The organism is Rhodococcus rhodochrous (assembly GCF_900187265.1).
In the GTDB taxonomy this organism is placed as follows: domain Bacteria; phylum Actinomycetota; class Actinomycetes; order Mycobacteriales; family Mycobacteriaceae; genus Rhodococcus; species Rhodococcus rhodochrous.
This window is the reverse complement of record NZ_LT906450.1, coordinates 1,525,859-1,551,179: the sequence shown is the minus strand read 5'-3', so window position 1 is coordinate 1,551,179 and position 25,321 is coordinate 1,525,859. Positions and strand designations below refer to the sequence as shown.

The window sequence follows — 25,321 nt, the reverse complement described above, 5'->3', positions numbered from 1 at the left end:
GCGGGGTTCGTTCGATGCGCGGGGCTATCCCGGTCGATCACTCACGAGGGACGTCGCCCGGCGTGCGGTCGGCACCTTCGAGCACATTCACCTCGTGCTTGTCGCTACCCGGACCCACGTGCGCCTCGGCACGCATCCGCTCGACCATGTCGGGATAGTGCAGCTCGAAGGCGGGACGCTCCGAGCGGATCCGCGGCAGCTCGTAGAAGTTGTGCCGCGGCGGCGGGCAGGTCGTCGCCCATTCGAGCGAGTTGCCGTAGCCCCACGGGTCGTCGACCGTGACGACCTGGCCGTAGCGGTAGCTCTTGAAGACGTTCCACACGAACGGCAGGGTCGAGGCGCCCACGACGAAGGCACCGATCGTCGAGATCGTGTTCAGCGTCGTGAACCCGTCCGAGGGCAGGTAGTCGGCGTAGCGACGGGGCATGCCCTCGTTACCGAGCCAGTGCTGCACCAGGAAGGTGGTGTGGAAGCCGACGAAGGTCAGCCAGAAGTGCCAGCGGCCGAGCTGCTCGTCCATCAACCTGCCGGTCATCTTCGGGAACCAGAAGTAGATGCCGGCGTAGGTGGCGAAGACGATGGTACCGAAGAGCACGTAGTGGAAGTGGGCGACGACGAAGTACGAGTCGTGCAGGTGGAAGTCCAGCGGCGGGCTCGCGAGGATGACGCCGGTCAGGCCACCGAAGAGGAAGGTCACGATGAAGCCGACGGCGAAGAGCATCGGTGTCTCGAAGGTGATCTGGCCCTTCCACATGGTGCCGATCCAGTTGAAGAACTTCACACCGGTCGGGACGGCGATCAGGAAGGTCATGAACGAGAAGTACGGCAGCAGCACCGCGCCGGTGGCGTACATGTGGTGCGCCCACACCGCGATGGACAACGCGGCGATCGCGATGGTCGCGTACACGAGGCCGCTGTATCCGAAGATCGGCTTACGGGAGAACACCGGGAAGATCTCCGACACGATGCCGAAGAACGGCAGCGCGATGACGTACACCTCGGGGTGACCGAAGAACCAGAACAGGTGTTGGTAGAGCAGCACGCCGCCGGTCGCGGGGTCGTAGATGTTGCCGCCGATCACCCGGTCGACGAAAGCCCCCATGAAGGCCGCGGCGAGGAGGGGGAAGACGAGGAGCACGAGGATCATCGTGATGAAGATGTTCCACGTGAAGATGGGCATGCGGAACATGGTCATCCCCGGTGCACGCATACAGACCACGGTGGTGATCATGTTGACGCCGCCGAGGATGGTGCCGAGACCCATGACGATCAGGCCGAGGAACCACAGATTGCCGCCGATACCCGGCGAATGGATCTCGTCGGCGAGCGGCATGTAGGACGTCCAGCCGAAGTCGGCTGCACCGCCGGGCGTGATGAATCCGAAGGCCACGGTGAGCGCACCGAAGAGGAACAGCCAGTAGCTGAAGGCGTTCAGGCGCGGGAAAGCGACGTCGGGGGCACCGATCTGCAGCGGCAGGATGTAGTTCGCGAAACCGAAGACGATCGGGGTCGCGTACATCAGCAGCATGATGCCGCCGTGATTGGTGAACAGCTGGTTGTACTGCTCGTTCGACAGGAACTGCAGACCGGGCACCGCCAGCTCCGCGCGCATCAGCAGGGCGAGCACACCGCCGAACAGGAAGAACGAGAACGAGGTGAAGATGTACATCAACCCGAGCTTCTTCGGGTCCGTCGTGGTGATCAGGTCGTAGAGGACCGCGCCCTTGGAGTGGTACCGCGGCGGATACGGCCGCGTGGGCTTGACGGGAGCGACAACCGCGTTCATCGGGCCTCCTCGAGCCGCCGGGAAGGCGGCAACGGTGCGGCGCGGACGGGATCGACGGCGCGCGGCGATCACCACCCGCGATGCTGCAGGTGAACTCAGAGTAGGCGTTCCATCTCACACGCGCACCGGGTTCGCGGACCGAAATGCGACGCGACGACGGGCGAGCGGAACGTCCCGTGTACACGGAAGAGAACGTGTTCTACATTGTGACCGTCGTCACTGCAGGTCGTCGCTCCGGACCACCTGCATCACAGCGTCGAAGGGACACCATGTCGGCACCTACCACCGCGGTCATCGGCGCCGGTATCAGCGGGTTGACCGCCGGAAAGATGCTGTGCGACTACGGGGTGCCCTACACCTGCTTCGAGAGCTCCGACCGTGTGGGCGGCAACTGGGCGTTCGGCAATCCCAACGGCCACAGCAGCGCGTACCGCTCACTGCACATCGACACGTCGAAGCACCAGTTGTCGTTCAAGGACTACCCGATGCCGGAGTCCTATCCCGACTTCCCGCACCACACACAGATCAAGGAGTACCTCGACGGCTACACCGACGTCTTCGGACTGCGCGGGAACATCGAGTTCCGTAACGGCGTCCGCCACGCGCGACGGCGACCCGAAGGCGGGTGGGAGCTCGACCTCGAGGACGGCAGCACGCGCGCGTTCGAGTTCCTCGTCGTCGCCAACGGTCACCATTGGGATCCCCGCGTGCCGGAGTTCCCCGGACACTTCGCCGGCGAGTCGCTGCACTCCCACCACTACATCGACCCGCGCACCCCGATGGATTTCGCGGGCAAGCGCATCCTCGTGGTGGGGCTCGGCAACAGCGCAGCCGACATCGCCGTGGAGTTGTCGTCGAAGGCGTTGCAGACCGAGGTGACGCTGTCGACGCGCTCGAGTGCGTGGATCGTCCCGAAGTACATCGCGGGCCGGCCGGCCGACAAGTTCTACCGCACCGTCCCCTACATACCGATGTCGTGGCAACGGAAGATCGCGCAGTGGGGCCAGCCACTGCTGTCGGGACGTCCCGAGCGGTACGGGCTGCCCACTCCGAACCACAAGTTCTTCGAGGCGCACCCCACGCAGTCGGTCGAACTGCCGCTGCGCCTCGGCTCGGGCGACATCGTCGCGAAACCCGACATCGAACGGTTCGACGGCCACACGGTCCACTTCGTGGACGGAACCGCAGCGGAGTTCGACGTCGTCATCTACGCGACCGGCTACAACATCACCTTCCCGTTCTTCGATCCGGAGTTCATCAGCGCTCCCGACAACCACATCGCGCTGTACAAGCGGATCTTCGCGCCGGGGATCCCCGACCTCGCGTTCGCCGGTTTCGCGCAGGCCACGCCCACCCTGTTCCCGTTCGTCGAATGCCAGGCACGACTGATCGCGGCCTATGCGATCGGCCGCTACGCCCTTCCGTCCGAGGACGACATGCGCCGCATCATCGTCGAAGATCAGCGCAAGTTCACCGGGCACATGCTCGACCGCCCCCGGCACACGCAGCAGCTCGACTATTTCGCCTACGAGTTCGACATCCGGACACGCGAGATGCCGGCCGGAATCGCCCGCGCAGGCCGGGCAACGAAGGAGGACGCCTCGTGCACCCGCGTTCACTGACCTTCCCCTCCGGAGGCGAGACGGTCCACGCCTGGCACTTCACTCCCGGACCCGACGTTCCCGGCAGGGCCGACGGGACGCCGGTCGTGGTCATGGCCCACGGTCTGGGCGGGACGAAGGACTCCGGGCTCGCCCCGTTCGCCGAGCGGTTCACAGCCGCGGGCATGCACGTGCTCGCCTTCGACTACCGAGGATTCGGCGAGTCCGGAGGCACCGACCGTCAGCGCGTCGACGTCGCGGGACAGATCGCCGACTACCGCGCAGCCCTCGCGACCGCGCGGCGACTGGACTGCGCCGATCCCCGTCGTGCCGTGCTGTGGGGCGTGTCGTTGTCGGGCGGACACGTCCTGTCCGTCGCCGCACAGGACCGGGACGTTGCCGCCGTCGTGTCCATGACGCCGCTCGTCGACGGACCGGCCGCAGGCGTCCTCGCTGCCCGTCATCACGCTCCCTCCGCGCTCGTCCGTTCGACGGCGGCCGGAGTGCGCAGCCGGGTGGGATCGGTCGCGCGGGGCTCGTCCACCACCATCCCGATCGTGGGACCACCCGGCACGGTCGCCGCCCTGTCGCTGGACGGCTACCACGAGGACTATCTCTCCCTGGCCGGCCCGACCTGGCGCAACGAGATCGACGCCGACGTCGTGCTGTCTCTCGGTACCTACCGTCCCGCGCGACACGCGTCGTCCGTCTCGTGCCCGGTTCTCGTCCAGATCGCGGACTTCGATCGCAGCGCTCCCCCGCACGCCGCGGCGCGTGCAGCCTTCCGCGCTCGTGCCGAGGTGCGTCACTATCCGTGCGACCACTTCGACGTCTGGCCCGGCAAGGACTGGTTCGACCGGGCCGTAGAGCATCAGATCCACTTCCTGACCCGACATCTCGCTGCGCAGTAACCCCGAGGGATCCGCCTTCCCGGACCCCTTCCCTTCGCACATCCGAGGTAGCCATGGCAGAGACCGTCCAGCAGGCACTCCGCGACCTGCTCGAGAACGACACCGCGGCCATCGTCCACGACACCGGCAGGTGGACCTGGCGTGAGCACCTGCAGGAGGCGTCCGCTCAGGCGGCAGCCCTCCTGTCGCTGATGGACCGCGACAGGCCGGTGCACGTCGGAGCACTGCTCGGCAACACCCCCGCCTTCCTCCACGCGATCGCCGGGGCCGGGCTCGCGGGCTTCCCGCTCGTCGGCATCAACAACACCCGACGCGGCGAGGGACTGGCACGCGACATCCTGCGGGCGGACTGCCAGATCCTGCTGACCGACGCCGCGCACGCCCCGCTGCTCGACGGCCTCGACCTCGGCGACGTCACCGTCTTCGACGTCGCGAGCCCCGAGTGGCGGGCGCTCGTCGACGGGGCCGGTCCGCTCGAGCCGTACCGGGAGGTCGGTCCGACCGACCCGTTCATGCTGATCTTCACCTCGGGGACGAGCGGGGATCCGAAGCCTGTGATGCTCGCCCACATGATGGTGTTGTTCTCGGGCGGCACCCTCGTCCCGCGGTTCTCGATCACGAGCGACGACGTCGTCTACCTGTCGATGCCGTTGTTCCACTCCAACGCGATCCTCGCCGGGTGGTGCGTGTCGCTGCGCAGCGGTGCAGCGATGGCACCGGCGTCGTTCTCCGCCTCGCACTTCCTCGACGACGTGCGCCGCTACGGCGCGACCTACATGAACTACGTCGGCAAGCCTCTCGCGTACATCCTGGCGACCGTCGAACGACCCGACGACATCGACAACCCGCTCCGGGTGGCGTTCGGCAACGAGGCCACCGACCGCGACATCGAGGAGTTCGGCCGACGCTTCGACTGCACCGTCTGGGACGGTTTCGGGTCGACCGAGGCCGCGGTGATCATCACCCGCGACGAAGGCACCCCACCCGGATCGATCGGTCGAGGACTGCCGGGGGTCGACGTCTACGATCCGGAGACCCTCACCCCCTGTGCCCACGCGGAGTTCGACGACAACGGCGCCCTGATCAACGCCGACAAGGCCGTCGGTCAGCTCGTGAACACGCAGGGCGCCGGATTCTTCACCGGCTACTACAACGACGAGGCCGCTACGAACGAATGTCTTCGTGGCGGCATGTTCTGGTCGGGAGATCTCGCCTACAAGGACGCGGACGGCTGGATCTACCTCGCCGGTCGCACCGCAGACTGGATGCGGGTGGACGGTGAGAACCTCGCTGCCGCGCCCATCGAGCGGATCCTGCAACGACTGCCGCAGCTGAGCCGCGTCGCCGTCTACGGTGTGCCCGACGACCACGTGGGCGACCAGATCATGACCGCAATCGTGCTGCGCGACGAGACATCGCTAGTCCCAGAGGAATTCGAGAATTTCCTCTCCGAGCAGGCCGACCTCTCCCCCAAGGCGTGGCCGAGATACGTACGGATTGCGGCGGATCTGCCCACCACGGCCACCAACAAGATCCTCAAGCGCGCGCTCGAGAAGGAAGGACCCACAGCAGGCGACGGCGTGCTGTGGGTCCGCGAGAACGAGAAGTACGTCGTGGCCTGACGCTGCTCGGCTGCCTCAGTTCTCGCCGAAGTCGCTATCGGGCATGCGTTCTCACCTGAGGATCTCGCTCCGCCAGAAGGCATCGGCGTCGGGAACGGTCTCGGGGTCGTCGAAGAAGGTGGCGAGCGCCTGTGCGGCTGCCGCGGCGTCCGGGAAGCGGCGGCCCTCCATCGGTCCCCGGGTGATCTCGAGCGTCCCGGAGGCCTGATCGAGGCGCCCCTGCACGCGGTAACCCCCGATGTCGGCGACCACCGCGAGCCGTTCGTCGTCGGTCTCGGGGTCGGTGACCGCCGGTGCGGCCGGACGTTCGACGCGGACGGCCGCTGCCGGCACCGGCGTTGCGTCGTGCCGAGGATCCTTGACGACGTCGAGACCGAGAAGATCCCAATTGTCCTGACCGTGAACGACATTGCTGCGCTGGATGGGATGACTGCCGGTCGGGGTGCGGCCGGGGCGGTCGGCGAGCCAGAGCGCGACCTCCTCCTCGATCCCCGCTTCGATGTCCTCCGCGTCCACCACGTAGAACTCCGGTACCGCGGGCGCGAGATCCACGAAGACCCAGTGCGACACGCCTGCACCGTCGGCGGCGGGAACCCCGTCGCGGCGTCGCGCGAGCCACGGATCGCTCGCCGTCGAGCACACCCTCACCACACGTTCCGATCCGTCCGCACCGCGCACTCGGACGTCCCGCTGTCCCGGGATCGGCTCGGCCCGGCCGCCGCGCGCCAGAACCTCGGCCACGAAGGCCACGACTCCCTGTCGAACGATGTCCCCCATATCGACTCCTCTTCTCGGTGCGCACACCGAGCGGTGACTCGGGATCGACGCTCGATGTGCCCACGTCCTGCGCGGTCTCGTCGAGACCGGAGGTCTGCTGCGACCATACGTTGCTACGAGCAGAAGAAGAACCGACTGTGACCGATCACCGGAAAGCATCACCCTTCGTGGTGAGCGCCTTGACCCGTTCGACGATGCGGTCCTGCAGCTTGGAGGGGGTACGCCAGCGCATCGCGAGTTTGTCGTAGTCCATCGCGTGCTCGGCGATGATGTCCTTGAGCTGTTCGACCCCGAGGGACGCCAGCCTCTCCCGCAGAGTCGCCTCCCCGCTCTCGCGGTACACCGCGAACGGGTCGAAGGCCCCGGGTGCGCGACGGCTACGACGTGGCGAGGTTCGGGCCGCGGCGGGCCGCGCAGCAGTGGCGGGGGCAGGGGCCGGAACGCTCGGGTCCGCGGTGACCGACAGCGCTCCCGCGAGCGCCTTCGCGAAGCGCGGCGTGCGTGCCGCCTCGTCGGCGATCACCTGCACGAGCGCGACGAGCGCGCCGGCCGTACCGGGGGCCGCCTCGTCGAGGCGGAGCAACGCCGAGCTCGCCTCGCCGATGCGCACCCGTAGACGTGCCTGTGCCATGTCGGTATCGGTGCCGGGATTCGTCACAGGTACACCTGCGCATTCATCATGATCGTCTCGGTGAGGATTCTCAGTGCGTCGTACTGACCGGTGTTGCCGTACTTGCGCTTGAGCGTGCCGTAGGGCACGAACTCGGCGGACGCCGCGATCTGATTGGCCTCGGGCACCCAGGCGGGAACGACGTTCGCGATCCGGGGATCGCGCTGGAGCTGTTCGATGATCGTGCGGTGCAGATTCGAGGCACTGCGGTACTTCGTGATGACGAGGCCGATCTCCCGCACCGTGTGGCCGGTCCGCTTCGCGAATTCCTGGATCTTGGTCTGCAGCGGCGGAATTCCGTAGGTGGACAGGATGTCGGGAATCGTCGGGATGAGATAACCGTCGGCGAGACGCAACCCGTTGAGGGTGAGGATCCCGAGATTCGGCGGGCAGTCGACGAGGATGTAGTCGTACCGGTCGGCGATGGGCCGGACAGCGGAGAGCAGTACCTCGACGGGACGGTGCGAGCCGGGATCCGCGTACTGCTGGTGGGTGAGACCCTCCTGGATGTCCATGAGATCCAGCGACGACGCGAGCAGGTCGAGATCACGGACCGCTCGCACGGGCGAGACGTTCTTCTGGACGGCCTTCTCGATGTCGAACGCGTCGGCGTGGGGCGTGATCGCCTTACGGAAGAGCGTCGCGAGGGTCAGACCGAGTTCGTTCAGTTCCTGCCAGCGCTCCTCCCCCACCATCATCGTGGTGAGGTTGGTCTGCGGGTCGAGATCGATCATGAGCACCCGCTGCCCGAACTCCGCCGCCATGAATTCGCCCAGAGCGGCCGTCGTCGTGGTCTTGCCGACGCCACCTTTCAGGTTGATCGTCGCGATTACCCGTGCCACCCCACACCTCTTCGGGAAAGAAATTCATTACTCGATATCGCGAGCAAAACTACCCGAAGGCGGACATACGAGGCAGCCGGGTGGCAGCTGCCGAGTCAGCGGCCCCTCGACTCGACCGCGAGACGGGGCATGCCGGCAAGTTCGTCGGGCGTGACGTACGAATCGGAGGTCGCGAAACCGCTCAGGTACAGCGGCGGCTCGCGGTCGGCGACCGCGCGCACGATCTGCCCCTCCGAGACGAAGACGATGAGCCCTTCGGCATCGGATCCCGGCATGTTCCGCCAGGTGACTCCGGGGGTGTGCATCACGCGGTTGAGTTCGCTCATCAGCACCGGGACGCGGAAGTAGTACATCCGGTCCCACGACTCGACACCCGCTGCGGCCGCGACCTCCCCGAGCGTGCGGGACTGTCCGGAGACGAGCACCGATTCGAACTCGGCCTCGAGCTGCGGGTCGTCGACGACGGACACGCTCGTCGCCCCCGAACAACCTGAGACCCCCAGCGCCGCAGCGACAGCCAGCGCAAAACCCGTACGCACGAACCGCGACGCCACCGCGCCCCCCTGTGTATCGACCCCCGATAGGACGCGAGGAAGCTACCACCGGTTCGGACAAATGCACCAGTGAAGACGGTCACTTTCCACGAGTTCGGGGATACGACCCGAAGCGCAGCCGAATCGATGTGACAGATGACAGTAACTCCGAGTTACTCCTTTGCGGTGAGCTCGGCGATGTCCGTCCACAGAGCACTGCGGAGCGCGACCATCGGTTCGGCTGCAGCGCCGAGCTGGTCGCCGACGAAATCGGTGTTCTCGGCAGACAACTCGCGCACGCCCGACCTGCCGATCAGGTCGTCGATCCGCTGGTCGAGACTCGCGGTCCGCTGCGCGATGTGTGTGAGATGCAGACGGTCCTCCGCCCGCGTGAGCAGGTCGCCGATGCGCGCGAGCGCGGTGACGCGCGCAAGGATCTGATCCCATACCGGTTCGAGCGCTGCCACACGGGATTCGAGACCGGACCGCGCCTCGAGCGCCGATCGGATCGCGGACTGCAACTCGTCGAGCAGGTCGCGCAGGGCGACGGTGTCCACCGCGATCTGGGTGAGCTCCTCGGCGAGATCGAGCTGGGCTCGTTGGACCTCGAAGTACTCCGAACGCCACGCCGCCGACGCCTCGATGCGGTCGTACAGGGAACCGGCGAGGAAGAGCAGGGTGTCGTAGCGGTCGACGAAGCGGTCGTCACCGGAGGACACCTCGCGTCCGAGCCGTTCGGCGACGCGACGCCCCGTCTCGGCCAGCGGGGTGCGTTCGGACCAGCGACCCACGCGGTCGACGGCGACACCGAGCACCACTACCCGGGCCTGCTCGACGGGCGTGACGGGCAGGGGTGCCGGGGTGCGTTGCAGTGCGGCGAACAGCGCCTCGCGTTGTTCGATCTCGAGATGCAGGCCGTCGCGTCGGTCGCGGCGCACGGCGCGGACGCCCTGGGCGTAGTGCAGCGGCGAGTGCACGACGGTCTGCCGCGCCGCCCGGATGCGTTTGCCGAGCTCGTTGGCCCGGTATTCGAGTGCGAGTCGCGCAGCGCCGGGGCGCAGGCCGTCGATGCGTGCGCGGAGGCGGGCGTGCTCGTCGGACAGGCGGCGCAGCTCACCGAATCCGTCGAGGGTGGGCAGCCGGCGCCCGACGCGCCGGCGGTTCGCCAGCACCGCACGTGCCGATTCGTCGAGGTAGCCGGCGGCCAGTGCGACCGCCGCGGCATCCGACAGCGGAGCGTGCCTGCCTTCGATGCTGCCGGTCTCGCACCACCGGCGGACCTGCCCGGCGATGCGTGTCCGCCGGTCCACCGACGGGATGTCCCGGCCGGGCGCGTCGTCGCGCCCCGGGAGGTGGGGTCGATCGGCTTCGGACACGGGGATCCTCCTCGCGGCTCGTCCGCAGGCATGTACTGTCCACTGTTCCAGATTCCGCGCGAGCTCGGAGAAATGCCCGGTAACGGCCCCGATCCCGGGCGCTCGAAGGTCACGATCCGACACGTCGACGGCCGCGCTCCGGTTCGGTTGAGACCTTCGCCTTTTCGCACCCCGTGACGGATGTCACAGCATTTTCGAGGCGGGCCGGAGCGATTTGTCCGATCCCGGATCATGCCCCGATTCCGGGTGCGCGAAAACCGGTGCGCACCAGCAGGAACGAGGGGTCGCCCGAGGCGGGCGGCGGAGGCCCCGGAAAGTTACCGATCGGTGTTACTCCACAGTACCGGCGGCACGCGAAACCGCAGACCCCCGTCCCGGCGCCTACCTCCGAGCGAAAGCCCCTGCGCGCGAATACCTGTGAGAGAACTCGACCGCGAGAAGACCGCCGATCGGCCCGGACGGGAGCAAAACGTGACAAACCCTCATGTTTCCTCCATGCTGTTATCCGAACGGAGCCTTCGCCCAGGGGGACGTGACCGTCGCAACCGACGGCCGTAGCTGCGGAGATCTGTTCGAAACGGTCCTTCGGACACCGCGGATGTTGCCCGGTGGATCGACGACGAACACGCATGCCCATGCCAACCACGAGGAGCCGACCGCTACATGTTCCCGCTCGCGTCGCCAACACGAGACGTGGAACGTAGGACCGGTTAGTTTGACCTCCTCATTGGGGTGGAGCTTCGAGACGCGCGCCCGATGCGTGCACAAACCATGGAGAACGGTGGCAACGAGTATGTTCAAGCGGATCGCAGTGGTCAATCGAGGTGAGGCGGCAGTACGCCTCATCCGGGCAGTCCGGGAGCTCAACTCCGAGCACGGCTACGACATCAAGACGATCGCTCTGCACACCGACGCCGAACGACGGGCGATGTTCGTCCGTCAGGCCGACGAAGGAGTGACCCTCCGTCCGTCGACGACGGCGGCGACCCCCTACCTCGATCATGCAGAACTCGAGCGCGCGCTCCTCGAGGCGAAGGCCGACGCCGTCTGGGTCGGCTGGGGCTTCGTCGCCGAGGATCCCGCCTTCGCCGAGCTGTGTGCCCGTCTCGGGATCACCTTCATCGGCCCCTCCGCCGACGCCATGCGTCTGCTCGGCGACAAGGTCGAGGCGAAACTCCTCGCCGAGAAGGTCGGGGTTCCCGTCGCACCGTGGTCCGGTGGACCCGTCGATTCCCGCGCCGACGCGCGCCGCCACGCGCAGGCCATCGGCTACCCGCTGATCATCAAGGCCCGCTCCGGCGGCGGTGGCCGTGGCATCCGCAAGGTCTACGCCGAGGACGAGCTCGAGCTCGCCCTCGAGCGCACCCAGGGTGAGGCCGAGCGTTCCTTCGGCGACCCCGTCGTGTTCATCGAGCGTCTCGTCACCGACGCGCGCCACGTCGAGGTCCAGGTCATCGCCGACAAGCACGGCAACGTGTGGGCTCCCGGTGTGCGCGACTGCTCGATCCAGCGCAAGAACCAGAAGGTCATCGAGGAGTCCGCCTCGCCGCTGCTCACCAAGGAGCAGTCCGACCACCTGCGCACGGTCTCGGCCGATCTCGTCCGCGCCGCCGGCTATGCCGGTGCCGGCACCGTCGAGTACCTCTACCAGCCCGACCTGAAGATCTTCACCTTCCTCGAGGTCAACACCCGCCTCCAGGTCGAGCACCCCATCACCGAAGCCACGACCGGCATCGACCTCGTGAAGCTGCAGATCCTCGTCGCCTCCGGCGAGAAGCTGCCCGGCGAGTGCCCCTCCGAGTTCGGTCACGCCGTCGAGGCCCGCCTGAACGCCGAGGATGCCGCCAACGGCTTCGCGCCCGCCCCCGGCACCGTGCAGCTGCTCAAGTTCCCGCTCGGCTCCGGCCTGCGTGTCGACACCGGCATCGCCCAGAGCGACATCATCCCGCCCGACTACGACTCGATGGTCGCCAAGATCATCGCGTGGGGCCGCGACCGCGACGAGGCACTCGCCCGCCTGCGCACCGCTCTGCGCGAGACCACCGTCGTCCTCGACGGCGGCACGACGACCAAGTCGTTCCTGCTCGACCTGCTCGACCGTCCCGAGGTCATCGACGCCTCCGCCGACACCGGCTGGCTCGACCGCACCGGTGCCGGCACCGAGACCGGTCCGTCCAAGGTCGCCGACGTCGCTCTGATCGCGACGGCCGTCGACGTCTACGACACCGACGAGGCCCGCGAGCGCTCCGCCTTCCTCGCTTCGGCCCGCGGCGGTCGCCCGCGCGCCGGACACGCCGTCGGACGCAAGATCGAGCTGAGCTACCAGGGCCAGGCCTACGAGCTCGTCGTCGGCCAGGTCGGCCCGCACCGCTACCGGGTCGACACCGGTTCCGCCGAGTTCGACGTCGACGTCGAGCGGCTGGGCGACTACGAGTCGCGCCTGACCCTCGGCGGACGCCGCCACAACGTGGTGTCGATCGCCGGTCCGGCCCACTTCCTCGTCGAGGTCGACGGCATCAGCCACCAGATCAGCCAGGACGAGGCCGGCGTGGTGCGCACCCCCGCCCCGGCCGTGGTCGTCGCGGTTCCCGTCGCCGTCGGTGACGAGGTCGAGGCCGGTCAGACCCTCGTCGTGCTCGAGTCGATGAAGATGGAGACCGCGGTCCGCGCTCCCTTCGCCGGCAAGGTCCGCGAGATCCTCGCCGTCGTCAACGCGCAGGTCGACGCGGGCGCCCCGCTCCTGCGGGTCGACCAGATCGTCGAGGAGGTCGTCACCGAGACCGTCGAGCGCGTGGAGTTCGCCGCACCGGCGCCCTCGCTCAGCGACGATGTCGCCGTCGACGCTCTCGCCCGCCTCGACTCGCTCGCCGCTCTGGTCACCGGATACGACGTGTCCGCCAAGCGCACCGCGGCGCTGCTCGCCGAGTACGAGCGTCTCTCCGGCTCGGTCGACTCGTGCGCACTCGTCCGCGCCGAGCTCTCGCTGCTGACGACCTTCGCGGACGTGTGCGAACTGTCGCGCAACCGTCCGACCGAGGAGGAGAAGAACAGCGACGACCGGGTCCACAGCCCCCGCGAGTTCTTCCACGGCTACCTGCAGTCGCTCGACGTGGAGGTCGGGGGTCTGCCCGACAGCTTCCGCGCGCGTCTCGCCCGTGCCCTGCGGCACTACGACGTCCTCGAACTCGATCGCACCCCGGATCTCGAGGAGGCCGTCTACCGGCTGTTCCTCGCACTCGAGCGCATCGAAGCCCATGTTCCCGTGGTCACTGCGCTGCTCGACCGCTGGGTCGAGCGCGACGACACCGAGGTGGGCATCTCCCACGAACTCAACGAGGTCCTCGACCGTCTGATCGTCGCGACCCAGGTCCGCTTCCCGGTCATCGGCGACACCGCCCGCAACCTGCGGTACCGCTACTTCGAGGAGCCGGTGATCCGCAAGGCCCGCGAGCAGGTCTACGACGGGGTCCGCGGTTCGCTCGCGTACCTCGCCGAGCATGCGCAGGCGGCGGACTACGCGCAGCGCATCGAGTCGCTGGTCGCTACCCCCGAGCCGCTGATCGACCTTCTCGCACAGCAGATCACGCGTCCCGAGACCGTTCCGGGTCCGTTGCTCGAGGTCATCACCCGACGGGCGTACAAGATCCGCACCCTCGAGGACGTCTGCTCGTGCACGGTCGCCGGGCACCAGTTCGTCACCGGCAACTTCGATCTGCGCGGCACCCGCCTGTACCTGATCTCCGCGGAGGCACCGCACGCCGAGTTCGCCTCGCTGCTCGCCGCCGTCGAGGAGTCGGCGGCATCGGTTCCCGACACGAAGAACCTGGTGATCGACCTGTATCTCGCGTGGGACGACGCTCCGGCCGATGCCGACGCCCAGGCCGACGCACTGCGCGCCGAACTCGCCGCACGCCCGGTGACCGGCGCGGCCCGTCGCGTGACCGTGACGGTCTGCCACACCGACACGGCCGAAGAGCACGTGTTCACCTTCCGCCCCTACGAGACCGGATACGCGGAGGAGACCAACATCCGCGACATCCACCCGCTCACGGGTCAGCGTCTGGATCTGTGGCGCCTGAAGAACTTCGACGGCACCCGCCTGCCCGCCAACCCGGACACCTACCTGTATCACCTGGTGTCGCAGGACAATCCGTCCGACGAGCGGTTCATCGCCCTCGCCGAGGTGCGCGACCTGACGCCGCAGCGCGACGAGTCCGGCCGCATCGTCGGACTGCCGGCCTTCGAACGCGCTCTCGCGAGCTCGCTCGACGGCATGCGACGCGCCCAGGCCAACCGCGGCGGGCGACGTCTCGACGCGAACCGCGTGGTGCTCTACGTGTGGCCCGCCGTCGATCTCGACATGGAGGATCTGCGTCGCATCGGCCGCAACGCCGCGCCGCTGACCGTGGGTGCCGGCCTCGAGGAGATCACCGTCATCGGGTCGTGGCGTGATCGCCAGGACGAGCCGGCACGCGAGGTCGCCCTGCGCTTCTCGTACCGCTCCGGTGCGGGCGTCATCGTGCGGGTCACCGAGCCGCCGAAGGAGCCGCTGAAGCCGCTCGACGAGTACACCCAGAAGGTCCAGCGGTCCCGTGCCCGCGGCACCGTCTACCCGTACGAGCTGATCCCGCTGCTCACCGGCGGCGAGGGCACCTTCGTCGAGTACGACTTCGACGAGCAGGGCACCCTCGTGCCCGTCGACCGCCCCTACGGCCGCAACACTGCGGGTCTGATCGTCGGTGTCGTCGACACCCCGACCCCGCGGTACCCCGAGGGCATGAAGCGCGTCGCGCTGTTCGGTGATCCCACCAAGGCGCTGGGCACCGTCGCGGAGGCCGAGTGCTCCCGCGTGGTCGCCGCGATCGACCTGGCGGAGAGCCTGAACGCTCCCGTCGAGTGGTTCGCACTGTCGTCCGGCGCGACGATCTCCATGGGCTCGGGTACCGAGAACATGGACTGGGTGTCGCGCGGCCTGCGTCGCATCATCACGTTCACGCAGAACGGCGGCGAGATCAACGTCGTGGTCACCGGCATCAACGTCGGCGCGCAGCCGTACTGGAACGCCGAGGCGACGATGCTCATGCACACCAAGGGCATCCTCGTGATGACCCCGGACAGCGCGATGGTGCTCACCGGCAAGCAGTCGCTCGACTACTCGGGTGGCGTCTCCGCCGAGGACAACTTCGGCATCGGCGGCTACGACCGCGTCATGGGCCCCAACGGCCAGGCGCAGTACTGGGCTCCGAACCTCAGTGCCGCCATCGAGACGCTGTTCGCGCACTACGCCCACGCCTACGTCGCGCCGGGCGAGCGCTTCCCGCGCAAGGCCGTGTCCTCCGACCCGGTCGACCGCAACGTGTGCGTGTACCCGCACGTGCATCCGTCCAGCGACTTCACCACCGTGGGCGACATCTTCTCGTCCGAGACCAACCCGGATCGCAAGAAGCCGTTCGACATCCGCACGGTGATGCGTTCGGTGGTCGACCAGGACCACGCGGTGCTCGAACGGTGGGCCGACATGGCCGACGCCGACACCTCGGTCGTGTTCGACGCGCACCTGGGTGGAAACCCGGTGACGGTCATCGGCATCGAGTCCCGCGCGATCCCGCGCAAGGGCTGGTTCCCGGCCGACGGACCGGACCAGTGGACCTCGGGCACGCTGTTCCCGAAGTCGTCGAAGAAGACGGCGCGGGCGATCAATGCGGCGAGCGGCAACCGCCCGCTCGTGGTGCTCGCCAACCTGTCGGGCTTCGACGGCTCCCCCGAGTCGCTGCGCAACCTGCAGCTCGAGTACGGCGCCGAGATCGGCCGGGCCATCGTCAACTTCGACGGTCCGATCGTGTTCGTCGTGGTCTCCCGCTACCACGGTGGTGCCTTCGTGGTGTTCTCGGGCGCGTTGAACGAGAACATGGAAGTCCTCGCCGTGGAGGGTTCGTTCGCCTCGGTGCTCGGTGGCGCTCCGGCGGCCGCGGTGGTCTTCACCCGCGACGTCAACAAGCGCACTGCGAGCGATCCGCGGGTCGTGGAACTCGAGGCCCAGCTGCGGGCCGCGGAGGACGGCGACAAGGCGCGTCTGGGCGTCGAGCTCACCGCTCTGCGCACCGCCGTGCGGTCGGAGAAGCTCGGTGAGGTGGCGGCCGAATTCGAGGCGATCCACAACATCCAGCGCGCACAGCAGGTCGGCTCGGTCGACGCGATCGTGCCGGCGGTCGAGCTGCGGCCGCAGATCATCGCGGCCGTCGAACGCGGCATGGCACGCACGCTCGCGTAACACACGCAGGTAGAACGAGACCCCACCGGAACACTTCCGGTGGGGTCTCGTCGTCGTAGGGCCGTCGTGCCGGTCGGTCGTCCCAGTCGTCGTGGTCGTCGTCCCGGGCGTCGTGGTCGTCGTCGTGCACATCGTCGCAGCGGTCGTCCCGCTCGTCGCAGAAGTCCTCGACGTGGTCCGGCACTGTGTCGTCCCAGTCCTCGAATCACGCGTCGCACGTCGTGACATCGATGTACGGGATGTCGGTGGGCCCGTCTCCCGGCCCCGCGTCCCTGTCCGGGCCGACGTCCGCACGAATGCTTCCGTCGGGGCCGCCGGCCATCGTCGCGACCGCTACAGCGGTCACGGCCCATGCGGTGCGGCTCATCGCCATGATCGTTCTCCTCGACTCGGTGCTCGTCCTGGTCACCGGTAACTCTGGCGCACGACGATGAGGAGCCGATGAGCCGAGGATGACGAAATCTTCATCCGAGACGCGTACGGATCCACTCGACCAGGATCCGGGCCACCTCGTGAGGAGCCTCCGGGACGAGGGCGTGCCCGCAACCCGGCACGACGGCCGTGGAAACGAGTTCGCTCCCGAACTCGTCCACGAGCTCACCGCGGGTCTCCGCGGGCCGGAAGACGTCCTCTCCTGCTTGTACGTCGAGCAGAGGTGACAGCGCCACCGTCCACCACGATTCCTTGTCGGTCGCAGCCATCGCTGCCCGTTGCGACACGATCGCCTCGGGCCACCACCCGTCGAGCCACACCGCCGGATCGTGTCCTTCGGCGAAGAAGACGTCGCGCAGGTGCACGAGTCGTTCATGATCGGGAAGCGAGAGGTCGGAGCACTTGGCGACACGCTCGGTCAGCGAGGCCGGGAACCGGCGGGCACCGGCGGCGAGCACGGCGACCCCCCGGACGAGTTCGGGCCGATCGGCTGCGAGCACCCGGGCCACGTAGTGCCCGAATGCGTGGCCGGCCACCACGGCAGGTGCGGCGTCGAAATGCTCGACGACGGCGGCGACGTCACCCGCGAGGTCGTGCAGATCGAGGCCGGTCATGGGTCCACGGCTGCTGCCGATTCCTCGGGGTTGCGGTCGCAGAGCGGTGAATCCCGCTGCCGCAAGGTCGCTCGCGATCGGATCGAATTCGTAGGAATCGCGTCCGAGGGAGGGAAGCAGGACGACTGCCGGCCCTTCCCCGTCGAGACGTACCTCGAGTTCGACCACCGGTGTTTCGACAAGACGAGTGTTGCTCACGCGGCCATCCTCTCACCACCGGAAAGAACTGTGCTTCGACACAATCACCCGCCGTAGTGTCGAGAATCACACCGATGCGAGGTGTGGCGCATTTTCGAAAGGGGAATACAGGGAGGCTCGCCTCGGTCGAGCTTCCGCGGCACGGAGTGCGCCTCTCCGCGACGGGTGCCGAGCGGCCGCCCCTGTCAGGCGATCGACTCCGAACTCATTTTCCTGCAACGTCTTTCGATATAAACGTCGAAGGCCATTCGCATCAACGCCATGTGCACACAGTTGTACCTGACTCCCCGGTAGCACGTTGTGCCATTCTGGAACGATCTGATTCGTACAGGCTGTACGTCCAAGACCGGTACGAACATTCAGCATGTTCGTACCATGAAGTAACCCTGAATCTTCATCTAATTCGATTGCGCTACAACAATTCTCGATCTATTCGGACAAATTGCCGAAATTCGAGGCTCGAATTGTTCCTGGTGACAACATGATCGAGGTGGTGCATGATTGTTGCTGCAGGGAGTTACGAGCCGATGAAGGCCCGTATCAGGGGACACGCGTTCGAATCAGGGGGATTCGAAACGTGCTCCTCCACAGGGAAATCAACGCGCAGGGGGCGTGTGTGCGACGTCGGCGAACAGCCGCGCCCGTCGCCCCCTCGCACAGCGAGGAGATCAGCATGACCAGCACCATCGAACCCACTTCGCAGATCGCTGCCGGCGGAAACAAGCTCCGCGGACGCGTCGCCTTCGTCACCGGCGGCACGCGCGGCATCGGTGCGGCGATCAGCCGCAGCCTGGCGAGCCAGGGTGCCACCGTCGCCGCAGGCTACGGACGCAACACGGCTCAGGCGGATCAGTTCCTCGCAGACCTGAACGAGAAGGGCCGCAAGGACGTCCGTTACTCGGTGCACCGCGGCGACGTCGCGAACGCCGACGACTGCCGACGCACCATCGACGAGGTCATCGAAACGCACGGCCGTCTCGACATCCTGATCAACAACGCCGGCATCACCATCGACCGCACGGTGCTGAAGATGCAGGACGAGGACTGGGACACCGTCATCGGCGTGAACCTCTCGGGCGCGTTCTACCTGGCACAGGCCGCACTGCGGCACATGCTCGAGCGTGGCACCGGACGCATCGTCAACGTCTCCTCCGTCATCGGCGAGACCGGCAACATCGGTCAGGCCAACTACGCGGCATCGAAGGCCGGCCTGTTCGGTCTCACCAAGACCCTCGCCAAGGAAGCGGCCTTCTACCTGGCCAAGAACGACAAGCTGGACCCGAACAGCATCGGCGTCACCGTCAACACCGTCACCCCGGGCTTCGTCGCCACCGAGATGGTCGAGGCCATCCCCGAGAAGGTTCTCGCGCGCATCACCGACACCATCCCCGTGAAGCGCCTCGCCGACCCGCAGGAGATCGCCCGGGTCGTGCATTTCCTCGCCGCAGACGCCTCCTCGTACATCACCGGTCAGGTGTGGGGCGTCAACGGCGGCCTGGACATGTGATCCGGCCTCCCCACCCACTACTTCTCATCGAACGGTCCCCTCGCACATGCAGCCATTCGAGCTCAATCGGCACGGCCGAATAGTCTTCCCCTCCAATTTCATTCCCGAACTCGACTTCTCCACGCTGAGCAGCGTCGACCACCTCGACGCCGTCATCCGCCGCGACTTCGACACCAAGGCACCCACGGTCTCGGAGATCCTCTCCCGGCACGAACTGGGCAAGTACGGTTCGAAGTTCGAGATCATGCGGGACATGGCCCTCAATGTCTTCTGGGCCGACCGTTTCACCCTCATGATGTTCGAGCGGCGCGTCACCCGCTGGGGCGACGTGCCCCGCAACCGCGACGACGTCTACATGCCCCGCCTGACTCCCTGGCCCGAGGCCGAGGAGCGGTTGGGTGCCGTCGAGCAGGCCTACCGCGGTCTCCCCCGCGCCTGGGACAGTGCCGCCGAGGACCGCATCTTCGATCGGCTCTTCGCGGTGTTCGGTTCGCGTCGCCACTTCGCCGGCGACCTACCCTCGGTCAAACCGACTGTGACGCAGTTGATCTCCGACCCTGAGAACATCACTCTGCGCGTCCGCCACTACGATCCGAACCACCCCGTCTTCGGATACGACGAGATCCTCGATTGCCACGAGGACGTCGCCGAGCTCGAGGCCCTGAGCCGCTGGTCGATGGTTTTGCACAACCAGCAGCCCTGGGAGGGAAGCGAACTCGAACTCGTCCGGGTCGCAGACCTGAAGGACGACGACTACGTCGTGGTCTCCCACCCGCGCAATCGGGAGGTCCAGCGGTTCATCAACCGGGCCATGTCGGGGAAGACCCGCAAGGCCACCTCGTACACGCGGCACGAACCGGTCGCCCCGTCTGCGCCGTACCCGGCCGTCGACGTGCGTTCGGAGTTCGCGATCGCACCGCGCATCGATGCGATCGCCGTCGCCCATGGCGACCAGGTGTGCACCAACGAGGACCTGATCCGCAACACCGCCTACAACTGGTCGCCCATGTCGGCCGACGAGATCACGGCCAAGACCGGGATCGAGCAGCGCCGGTACACCTCGGGAACCTTCGAGGACCTGGCCCTGACGGCGGCGAAGCAGGCGATCGCCCACGCCGGTGTCGGCCCGCAGGACATCGGTGCGGTCATCACCTGCACGTGCACGAGCGGCCGGCTGATCCCGTCGCTGGCCACGTGGATCTCGGGCGAACTGGGCATCGGGCAGACCCACGCCTCGTTCGACCTGATCGCGGCGTGCGCGGGAATGCCCTACGGCCTGGCCGAGGCGACCCGCATCCTGCAGCAGGTCAAGCGTCCCGTCCTCGTGGTGTGCGTCGAGAAGTTCTCGGACAAGATCGGCACCGTCCGGCCGTCCCGGATGATCTTCGGTGACGGCGCCGCGGCGATGGTGATCTCGCCGGCCGCCGAGGGCGAGGCTCCCGATCTCGAGTTCTTCAACAGCTACGCGAGCGGCCCGACGAGCGAGGTCAACTCGATCATCTGGCCGAATCCGGACTTCGACAACTTCATCACGGTCTACGGACCCGAGGTGAAGACGCTCGCCGGTCGCTACCTGACTCAGATGCTCGACGAGATCAAGGCGCTCCCGTCCCCCGACGATGCCGAACGTTCGCTGCTCGACGACATCGATCTCATCGTTCCCCACCAGGCGAACAAGACGATGGTCATCGAGCTCGCCGCGAACGCCGGACTCTCGGCCGACCGGTTGTACTTCAACATCGAGAAGGTCGGCAACACGTCGTCGGCGAGCATCCCGCTCGCGATCCACGACGCCGTCCGCGACGGGGTCATCACCGAACCGGTGCGTATCTTCGCTCCCGGCTTCGGCGCGGGTGCGGTGGCGGGTTACACCGTCATGCGGATCGACCCGAAGGTGGTCGTGCCGTTCGAAATGACCGACGCCGGCTGAGCCGGCAGGTGATCGCCGCCGGCTGAGCCGGCAGGTGACACACGCCGGCTGATCCCGGCGTACGACAGGCATCCGGGCCGTCCCCCGGCAGGCCCGGAGTACATCGGCCCGTTCGCGACATCCGGTCGCGAGCGGGCCGATCGTCGTCTGCGACCGGGCGGCGTAACACCTGCGACACTCAGGCCGACATTTCGATCGGATCCGGCAAATCGGATCCGGACGAAGTACAGAAAGGCCTCGCGCATGAAGTTCCGCCGCATCGTCGCTGCGACGCTGGGGTGTGTGGCTCTGACGGTCGCCGCACCGTCGACCGCCACCGCCTTCCCTCTCGTGGATCTGCTCCCGAAGGGCATCGCCGATCTCGTTCCGAGCGGATCGTTCAATCCGTTCGCTCCGCCGCCGGCACCTCCGGCTCCCCCAGCCCCGCCTGCACCCCAGGCGGCTCCGCAGGTCGCCCCTGCTCCCCCGGCTCCCCGTCCGGCTCCGGCCGCACCGAGCGGCGGGTTCAAGAACTGCACCGAGGCATGGAACGCGGGTGCTGCTCCGGTCCACCGCAACGACCCGGGATATGCACCGCGTCTCGATCGCGACAACGACGGGATCGGTTGCGAGCGCGATCCGCGCTGACCGTTCCGTCCGATGAACGGGCGAAGGCCCTTCCGTCCTCGGGACGGAAGGGCCTTCGTCATCGGTACGTGCGGGAACCTCAGAGCCACCGCGGCGGCGTGAGTTCTCCGCCGGTGACCCCCACTGCTCCGCGACCGGCCGCCCAGCGGACGACACCGGCGAGATCGCCCCGGACGGCGTGGGTGGTCTCGGCGTCACCGTTCACGCGGACCGCGTCGCGTCCCTCGACCTCGAGCGCGATGCCCGCACCGAGATCCTTCTTGCGCCACATTCCGACGATGTCGTCGAGCAGGGAGTCGAGGACGACGGGCGGGAAGTCGCCGAAGCGTCCACCGTTGTCGAGATCGACGGCGTGGATCCACACTTCGCGCGTGCGCATCCAGGCGGTCTCCTCGGCCGGCACGAGCCGGCCCTGTGCGGTGCGCACCTGTGCCTGCCACGCCGTCTCCGGCAGGTGCCGCCACTTCTCGTCGAGGCGGGCAACGGTGTGCGAGAACAGGTTCCGCAGGGCAGCGGGATTCAGCGTGGCGCCCTCGGCGATCTCCTGAGCCCGCTGTTCGGTGGAGGAGTACATCGGTGTCTCGACACCGGTCGCCGCCCAGTCCATGAGCCGGCACAGCGCCGCGGCGTTGTAGCCGATGTGCGCGACGAGATGCCGGCGCGTCCACCCTTCGAGCAGGGTGGGACCGTCGAGTTCGTCGTCGGTCAGCTCGGCCAGGCGCTGAGACAGGTAGGCCGTGCCGCGCCGGGCGATGAGGAGTCGCTCGGACAGGTCGAGATCGTTGAATCCCACGGTCGGCTTCTCCTATTTGATGATCGTCTTGTTCCGGACGGTGCCGAGGCCCTCGATGGTGACCTCGCAGACCTCGCCGTTGCCGATGTAGCGCGCGGGCTTGCGGGCGTGGCCGACACCGCCGGTGGTGCCGGTGATGATGACGTCACCGGGCTGCAGGGTCACGATGTGCGAGATGTAGTCGACGAGCTTGGCCGGGGTGAACACCAGGTCGTTGGTGTTCGACGACTGCATGACCTCGCCCTCGAGGCGGGTCTCGATGGCGGTGCCGAGCTTGTAATCGGTGTCGAGGAAGGGACCGAAGCCGCTGGTCTTCTCGAAGGTCTTGCCCTGATCCCACTGCAGCGTGCGGTACTGGTAGTCGCGCATCGTGTAGTCGTTGATCACGGAGTAGCCGGCGATGTACTCGGCGGCGTCGGCCTCGGAGACCTGGTAGGCCTGCTTGCCGATGACCACGGCGAGCTCGGCCTCCCAGTCGAGCTGGGAGCCCGCGTAGGCGGGAACGACCACGTCGTCGTAGGGGCCGGTGAGGGCTTCCTTGAACTTCGAGAACAGGGTCGGGTACTCCGGCAGGTCGCGGCCCATCTCCTTGATGTGGGTCGCGTAGTTCAGGCCGACGCACACGATCTTGCCCGGGGCGGGGACGACCGGGGCGTAGTCGGCGGAGCCGAGGTCGACGGTCTTTCCGGATGCCTGTTCGGCGACCGCCTTCCAGTTCGGATCGGCGAGCAGCGCGGACAGGTCGGCGTAGCCGTCGATGACGGTGGCGCTGGAGTCGCTGTCGACGCGGACGGCGGCGGTGCCGCCGTCGAGGCGGAGGGTGGCGAGACGCATGGGGTTCAGGCTCCTTCGGAGATGATGGTGCGGTTGAAGTGCAGACGTTCGACGATCGGCGCGTCGGAGAAGGCGAAGAGATCGACACCCCTGTCGGTCTCGAGCGACCACTCGACCCAGGACGGAACGACGATCATGTCGCCCTTGGTGACGTCGTGGCTCTTGTCTGCGAGATGGAAGCGGCCCTCACCGTCGAAGACCTGGAAGACCACGGATCCGACGTCGCGGCGGGCGCGGGTGTGTGCCCCGGCGCGCAGTCGGTGGAACTCGGCGCGGATCGTCGGCATGACGTCGCCGCCGGTGGTGGGGTTGGTGTAGCGGACGGCGGCGTGGCCGGGTTCCGGGGTGGCGGCGTAACCCTCGTCCTCGAGGGCGAGCTGCTCGTTCAGCGCGCGGTCGGTGTGCTCCCAGCGGTAGCACGCGATCGGCGAGCTGGTCTTGCGGTCGAGACCCACGAGCGGGCGCAGACCGGGGTGGACCCACAGTCGCTCGGACCGGGAGATGTCCGGGGTGCCCTCGTCGGTGACACCGTCGGAGCCGAACTCGAAGAAGCCGGTGTCGGTGTAGTGCACGAACGGGATGTCGAGGCCGTCGATCCACGCCATCGGCCGATCGGTCTCGTTGTGGTGGCCGTGGAAGTTCCAGCCCGGGGTGAGCAGGAAGTCGCCGCGGCGCATGGCGACCGGGTCTCCGTTGACCACGGTCCACACGCCCTCGCCCTCGACGACGAAGCGGAAGGCGTTCTGGGAGTGGCGGTGCTCGGGGGCGGTTTCCTTCGGGCCGAGGTACTGGATCGCCGCCCACAGCGTGGGGGTGACGTACGGGACGCCGCCGAGGCCCGGGTTCGCGAGCGCGATGGCGCGACGCTCACCGCCGCGGCCGACCGGCACGAGATCTCCGGCGCGCTGGGCCAGCGGGTACAGGGTCGACCACTGCCAGACGAAGGGGACGGCCTTGGACGTCGGGACCATCGGCATCAGGTCGCCGATCTGCGTCCACAACGGGTTGAGGTGTTCGGTCTCGAAGTCGTCGTACAGCTTCTGGAGCTCGGGATCGACAGGCTCGGTGGCAGTCATGAAATCTCCTTGTCCGGCGTTGTCTCCAAAGTAGGGGCGCCGGAACCGAGGAATCCATCTATTTCTGCACAGTGGAATTCTGGACGTCCGGACCGGCGATATCGGCGACGTCGACCTCGATGCCCCGCACCGCCGCCTGCATCTGCGCGACGAGCCTTCCGCGCAGATGCTGCCGGTAGCGGGTGACCGGCACGGCCACCGTGAGGGCACCGATCGCCGCGCCCCGGCCGTTGCGGATCGCCACCCCGATCGCCGCGACACCCTCCTCCGTCTGCTCGACGTTGACGGCGAAACCCAGCTTGCGTGCCGCCTCGAGTTCGTGCGCGAACTCCTCGAACTCCCCGATGGCCATCCGGCGGTCGGTCTCGTAGGCGGGGCTCGGTCCCTGACTGATGTGGGGCTCGTCCGCGGGACGCAGGTAGAGCTGCTCGAGCACCGCGCGGGGAAGCTCGGCCAGCAGGATCCGTCCACCCGCGGTGAGCTCGGCGGGGAGCACCTGACCTCGGCGATCGCCCACACGCAGGATCGATGCCGCCTCTGCCGTCCACAGGAAGCGCGCCTGTGATCCCACCCGGATCACGAGGTTGACGGTCTCGTCGGCGAGCGTGGCGAGGGCCTCCATGTGGGGGCGGCACAGGTCGGTGAAGTCCCGCGTCCACCCCTGACTCGCCGGGCCGACGCCGAGCGCCGGCCCCGGGTGGTACATCCGTTTCTCGTCCTGTACGGCGAAGCCCCGGTAGACGAGCATCGCCAGCAGACGGTGCGCGGTGGACGGCGCCGTGCCGAGTTCGGCGGCCGCGTCCTTGAGCCGGATCGCACCCGCATCGCGGAGCAACTGCAGCAGCCGCAACGCGTTGTCGACCGACTCGAGCATGTAGGTCGGCTTGCGGATCGTGCCCATCGGCTTGTTCTGCATAGCAG

At 67.5% G+C, this 25,321-nt stretch carries 19 protein-coding genes; 7 read left to right on the top strand and 12 right to left on the bottom strand.

The features are described 5' to 3' along the window. Nucleotides 1-37: 37 nt before the first annotated feature. Nucleotides 38-1,786 (bottom strand): aa3-type cytochrome oxidase subunit I, encoded by a 1,749-nt coding sequence (ctaD, locus tag CKW34_RS07175; RefSeq protein WP_059382898.1) that lies wholly within the window; start codon nucleotides 1,784-1,786, stop codon nucleotides 38-40. Between the two features lie 269 nt (nucleotides 1,787-2,055). Between ctaD and CKW34_RS07170 the strand changes: the two genes are divergently transcribed. Genes CKW34_RS07170 through fadD1 form a run of 3 tightly spaced genes read left to right on the top strand, consistent with a single transcriptional unit; the run spans nucleotide 2,056 to nucleotide 5,920 of the window. After that, nucleotides 2,056-3,408 carry a flavin-containing monooxygenase gene (locus CKW34_RS07170; RefSeq protein WP_059382899.1) on the top strand — a complete coding sequence of 451 codons (1,353 nt, stop codon included), beginning with the start codon at nucleotides 2,056-2,058 and terminating at the stop codon, nucleotides 3,406-3,408. Then, the gene (locus CKW34_RS07165; RefSeq protein ID WP_059382900.1) at nucleotides 3,390-4,298 is read left to right on the top strand and encodes an alpha/beta hydrolase; all 909 of its coding nucleotides are present in this window, start codon (nucleotides 3,390-3,392) and stop codon (nucleotides 4,296-4,298) included. The genes CKW34_RS07170 and CKW34_RS07165 overlap by 19 nt, the downstream gene beginning before the upstream one ends. 53 nt (nucleotides 4,299-4,351) lie before the next feature. Beyond that, complete coding sequence (gene fadD1, locus CKW34_RS07160) at nucleotides 4,352-5,920, top strand: fatty-acid--CoA ligase FadD1 (RefSeq protein WP_059382901.1); 1,569 nt, start codon at nucleotides 4,352-4,354, stop codon at nucleotides 5,918-5,920. A gap of 51 nt (nucleotides 5,921-5,971) precedes the next feature. Here fadD1 and CKW34_RS07155 read toward each other — a convergent pair whose 3' ends face one another. The 5 genes from CKW34_RS07155 to CKW34_RS07135 all read right to left on the bottom strand — a co-directional run bounded on the left by CKW34_RS07155 (nucleotide 5,972) and on the right by CKW34_RS07135 (nucleotide 10,118). Beyond that, nucleotides 5,972-6,697, bottom strand: a complete 726-nt coding sequence (locus tag CKW34_RS07155) for a hypothetical protein (protein ID WP_059382902.1) — start codon at nucleotides 6,695-6,697, stop codon at nucleotides 5,972-5,974. A 145-nt stretch (nucleotides 6,698-6,842) separates the two neighbouring features. Further along, nucleotides 6,843-7,355: a hypothetical protein gene (locus CKW34_RS07150; RefSeq protein WP_059382903.1), complete on the bottom strand. Its 513-nt coding sequence runs from the start codon at nucleotides 7,353-7,355 to the stop codon at nucleotides 6,843-6,845. Beyond that, nucleotides 7,352-8,209: a ParA family protein gene (locus CKW34_RS07145; protein ID WP_059382904.1), complete on the bottom strand. Its 858-nt coding sequence runs from the start codon at nucleotides 8,207-8,209 to the stop codon at nucleotides 7,352-7,354. The genes CKW34_RS07150 and CKW34_RS07145 overlap by 4 nt, the downstream gene beginning before the upstream one ends. A 95-nt stretch (nucleotides 8,210-8,304) precedes the next feature. Continuing rightward, nucleotides 8,305-8,679: a hypothetical protein gene (locus CKW34_RS07140; RefSeq protein WP_006553960.1), complete on the bottom strand. Its 375-nt coding sequence runs from the start codon at nucleotides 8,677-8,679 to the stop codon at nucleotides 8,305-8,307. A 236-nt stretch (nucleotides 8,680-8,915) separates the two neighbouring features. Then, a complete protein-coding gene (locus CKW34_RS07135) occupies nucleotides 8,916-10,118 on the bottom strand; it encodes a hypothetical protein (protein ID WP_059382905.1) in 1,203 nt (400 codons plus the stop codon). 793 nt (nucleotides 10,119-10,911) lie between these two features. Between CKW34_RS07135 and CKW34_RS07130 the strand changes: the two genes are divergently transcribed. Beyond that, entirely contained in the window at nucleotides 10,912-16,389 is a 5,478-nt protein-coding gene (locus tag CKW34_RS07130; RefSeq protein WP_059382906.1) for an ATP-binding protein, read from the top strand. Nucleotides 16,390-16,594: 205 nt separating this feature from the next. Here the strand turns inward: CKW34_RS07130 and CKW34_RS07125 are convergent, their stop codons facing one another. Together CKW34_RS07125 and CKW34_RS07120 are read right to left on the bottom strand one after the other, a co-directional pair. Next, nucleotides 16,595-16,756 carry a hypothetical protein gene (locus tag CKW34_RS07125; protein WP_155418952.1) on the bottom strand — a complete coding sequence of 54 codons (162 nt, stop codon included), beginning with the start codon at nucleotides 16,754-16,756 and terminating at the stop codon, nucleotides 16,595-16,597. 97 nt (nucleotides 16,757-16,853) lie between these two features. Further along, on the bottom strand, nucleotides 16,854-17,633 hold the full coding sequence (locus tag CKW34_RS07120; RefSeq protein WP_059382908.1) for an alpha/beta fold hydrolase: 780 nt from the start codon (nucleotides 17,631-17,633) through the stop codon (nucleotides 16,854-16,856). A 673-nt stretch (nucleotides 17,634-18,306) separates the two neighbouring features. Here CKW34_RS07120 and CKW34_RS07115 point away from each other — a divergent pair. The 3 genes from CKW34_RS07115 (at nucleotide 18,307) to CKW34_RS07105 (ending at nucleotide 21,697) form a co-directional block, all read left to right on the top strand. Then, nucleotides 18,307-19,140, top strand: a complete 834-nt coding sequence (locus CKW34_RS07115) for a 3-oxoacyl-ACP reductase family protein (RefSeq protein ID WP_059382909.1) — start codon at nucleotides 18,307-18,309, stop codon at nucleotides 19,138-19,140. A gap of 46 nt (nucleotides 19,141-19,186) precedes the next feature. Next, nucleotides 19,187-21,070: a ketoacyl-ACP synthase III gene (locus tag CKW34_RS07110; protein WP_059382910.1), complete on the top strand. Its 1,884-nt coding sequence runs from the start codon at nucleotides 19,187-19,189 to the stop codon at nucleotides 21,068-21,070. A 243-nt stretch (nucleotides 21,071-21,313) separates the two neighbouring features. Beyond that, nucleotides 21,314-21,697, top strand: a complete 384-nt coding sequence (locus CKW34_RS07105) for an excalibur calcium-binding domain-containing protein (RefSeq protein WP_059382911.1) — start codon at nucleotides 21,314-21,316, stop codon at nucleotides 21,695-21,697. 79 nt (nucleotides 21,698-21,776) lie between these two features. Here CKW34_RS07105 and CKW34_RS07100 read toward each other — a convergent pair whose 3' ends face one another. The 4 genes from CKW34_RS07100 to CKW34_RS07085 are packed head-to-tail and all read right to left on the bottom strand — an operon-like array spanning nucleotide 21,777 to nucleotide 25,316. Continuing rightward, nucleotides 21,777-22,490, bottom strand: coding sequence for a maleylpyruvate isomerase family mycothiol-dependent enzyme (locus tag CKW34_RS07100; RefSeq protein ID WP_059382912.1), 714 nt, complete (start codon nucleotides 22,488-22,490; stop codon nucleotides 21,777-21,779). 12 nt (nucleotides 22,491-22,502) lie between these two features. Next, the gene (locus CKW34_RS07095) at nucleotides 22,503-23,324 is read right to left on the bottom strand and encodes a fumarylacetoacetate hydrolase family protein (RefSeq protein WP_059382913.1); all 822 of its coding nucleotides are present in this window, start codon (nucleotides 23,322-23,324) and stop codon (nucleotides 22,503-22,505) included. A 5-nt stretch (nucleotides 23,325-23,329) separates the two neighbouring features. Beyond that, complete coding sequence (locus tag CKW34_RS07090; RefSeq protein ID WP_059382914.1) at nucleotides 23,330-24,400, bottom strand: cupin domain-containing protein; 1,071 nt, start codon at nucleotides 24,398-24,400, stop codon at nucleotides 23,330-23,332. A 58-nt stretch (nucleotides 24,401-24,458) separates the two neighbouring features. Then, nucleotides 24,459-25,316 carry an IclR family transcriptional regulator gene (locus CKW34_RS07085; RefSeq protein WP_059382915.1) on the bottom strand — a complete coding sequence of 286 codons (858 nt, stop codon included), beginning with the start codon at nucleotides 25,314-25,316 and terminating at the stop codon, nucleotides 24,459-24,461. Between the last annotated feature and the right edge of the window lie 5 nt (nucleotides 25,317-25,321).

What these genes read in the sequence shown, in the direction of transcription:
- ctaD (WP_059382898.1), bottom strand. Translation starts at nt 1,786, where the DNA reads ATGAACGCGGTTGTCGCTCCCGTCAAGCCCACGCGGCCGTATCCGCCG.
- CKW34_RS07170 (WP_059382899.1), top strand. Translation starts at nt 2,056, where the DNA reads ATGTCGGCACCTACCACCGCGGTCATCGGCGCCGGTATCAGCGGGTTG.
- fadD1 (WP_059382901.1), top strand. Translation starts at nt 4,352, where the DNA reads ATGGCAGAGACCGTCCAGCAGGCACTCCGCGACCTGCTCGAGAACGAC.
- CKW34_RS07155 (WP_059382902.1), bottom strand. Translation starts at nt 6,697, where the DNA reads ATGGGGGACATCGTTCGACAGGGAGTCGTGGCCTTCGTGGCCGAGGTT.
- CKW34_RS07130 (WP_059382906.1), top strand. Translation starts at nt 10,912, where the DNA reads ATGTTCAAGCGGATCGCAGTGGTCAATCGAGGTGAGGCGGCAGTACGC.
- CKW34_RS07125 (WP_155418952.1), bottom strand. Translation starts at nt 16,756, where the DNA reads ATGAGCCGCACCGCATGGGCCGTGACCGCTGTAGCGGTCGCGACGATG.
- CKW34_RS07115 (WP_059382909.1), top strand. Translation starts at nt 18,307, where the DNA reads ATGACCAGCACCATCGAACCCACTTCGCAGATCGCTGCCGGCGGAAAC.
- CKW34_RS07110 (WP_059382910.1), top strand. Translation starts at nt 19,187, where the DNA reads ATGCAGCCATTCGAGCTCAATCGGCACGGCCGAATAGTCTTCCCCTCC.
- CKW34_RS07105 (WP_059382911.1), top strand. Translation starts at nt 21,314, where the DNA reads ATGAAGTTCCGCCGCATCGTCGCTGCGACGCTGGGGTGTGTGGCTCTG.
- CKW34_RS07095 (WP_059382913.1), bottom strand. Translation starts at nt 23,324, where the DNA reads ATGCGTCTCGCCACCCTCCGCCTCGACGGCGGCACCGCCGCCGTCCGC.
- CKW34_RS07090 (WP_059382914.1), bottom strand. Translation starts at nt 24,400, where the DNA reads ATGACTGCCACCGAGCCTGTCGATCCCGAGCTCCAGAAGCTGTACGAC.
- CKW34_RS07085 (WP_059382915.1), bottom strand. Translation starts at nt 25,316, where the DNA reads ATGCAGAACAAGCCGATGGGCACGATCCGCAAGCCGACCTACATGCTC.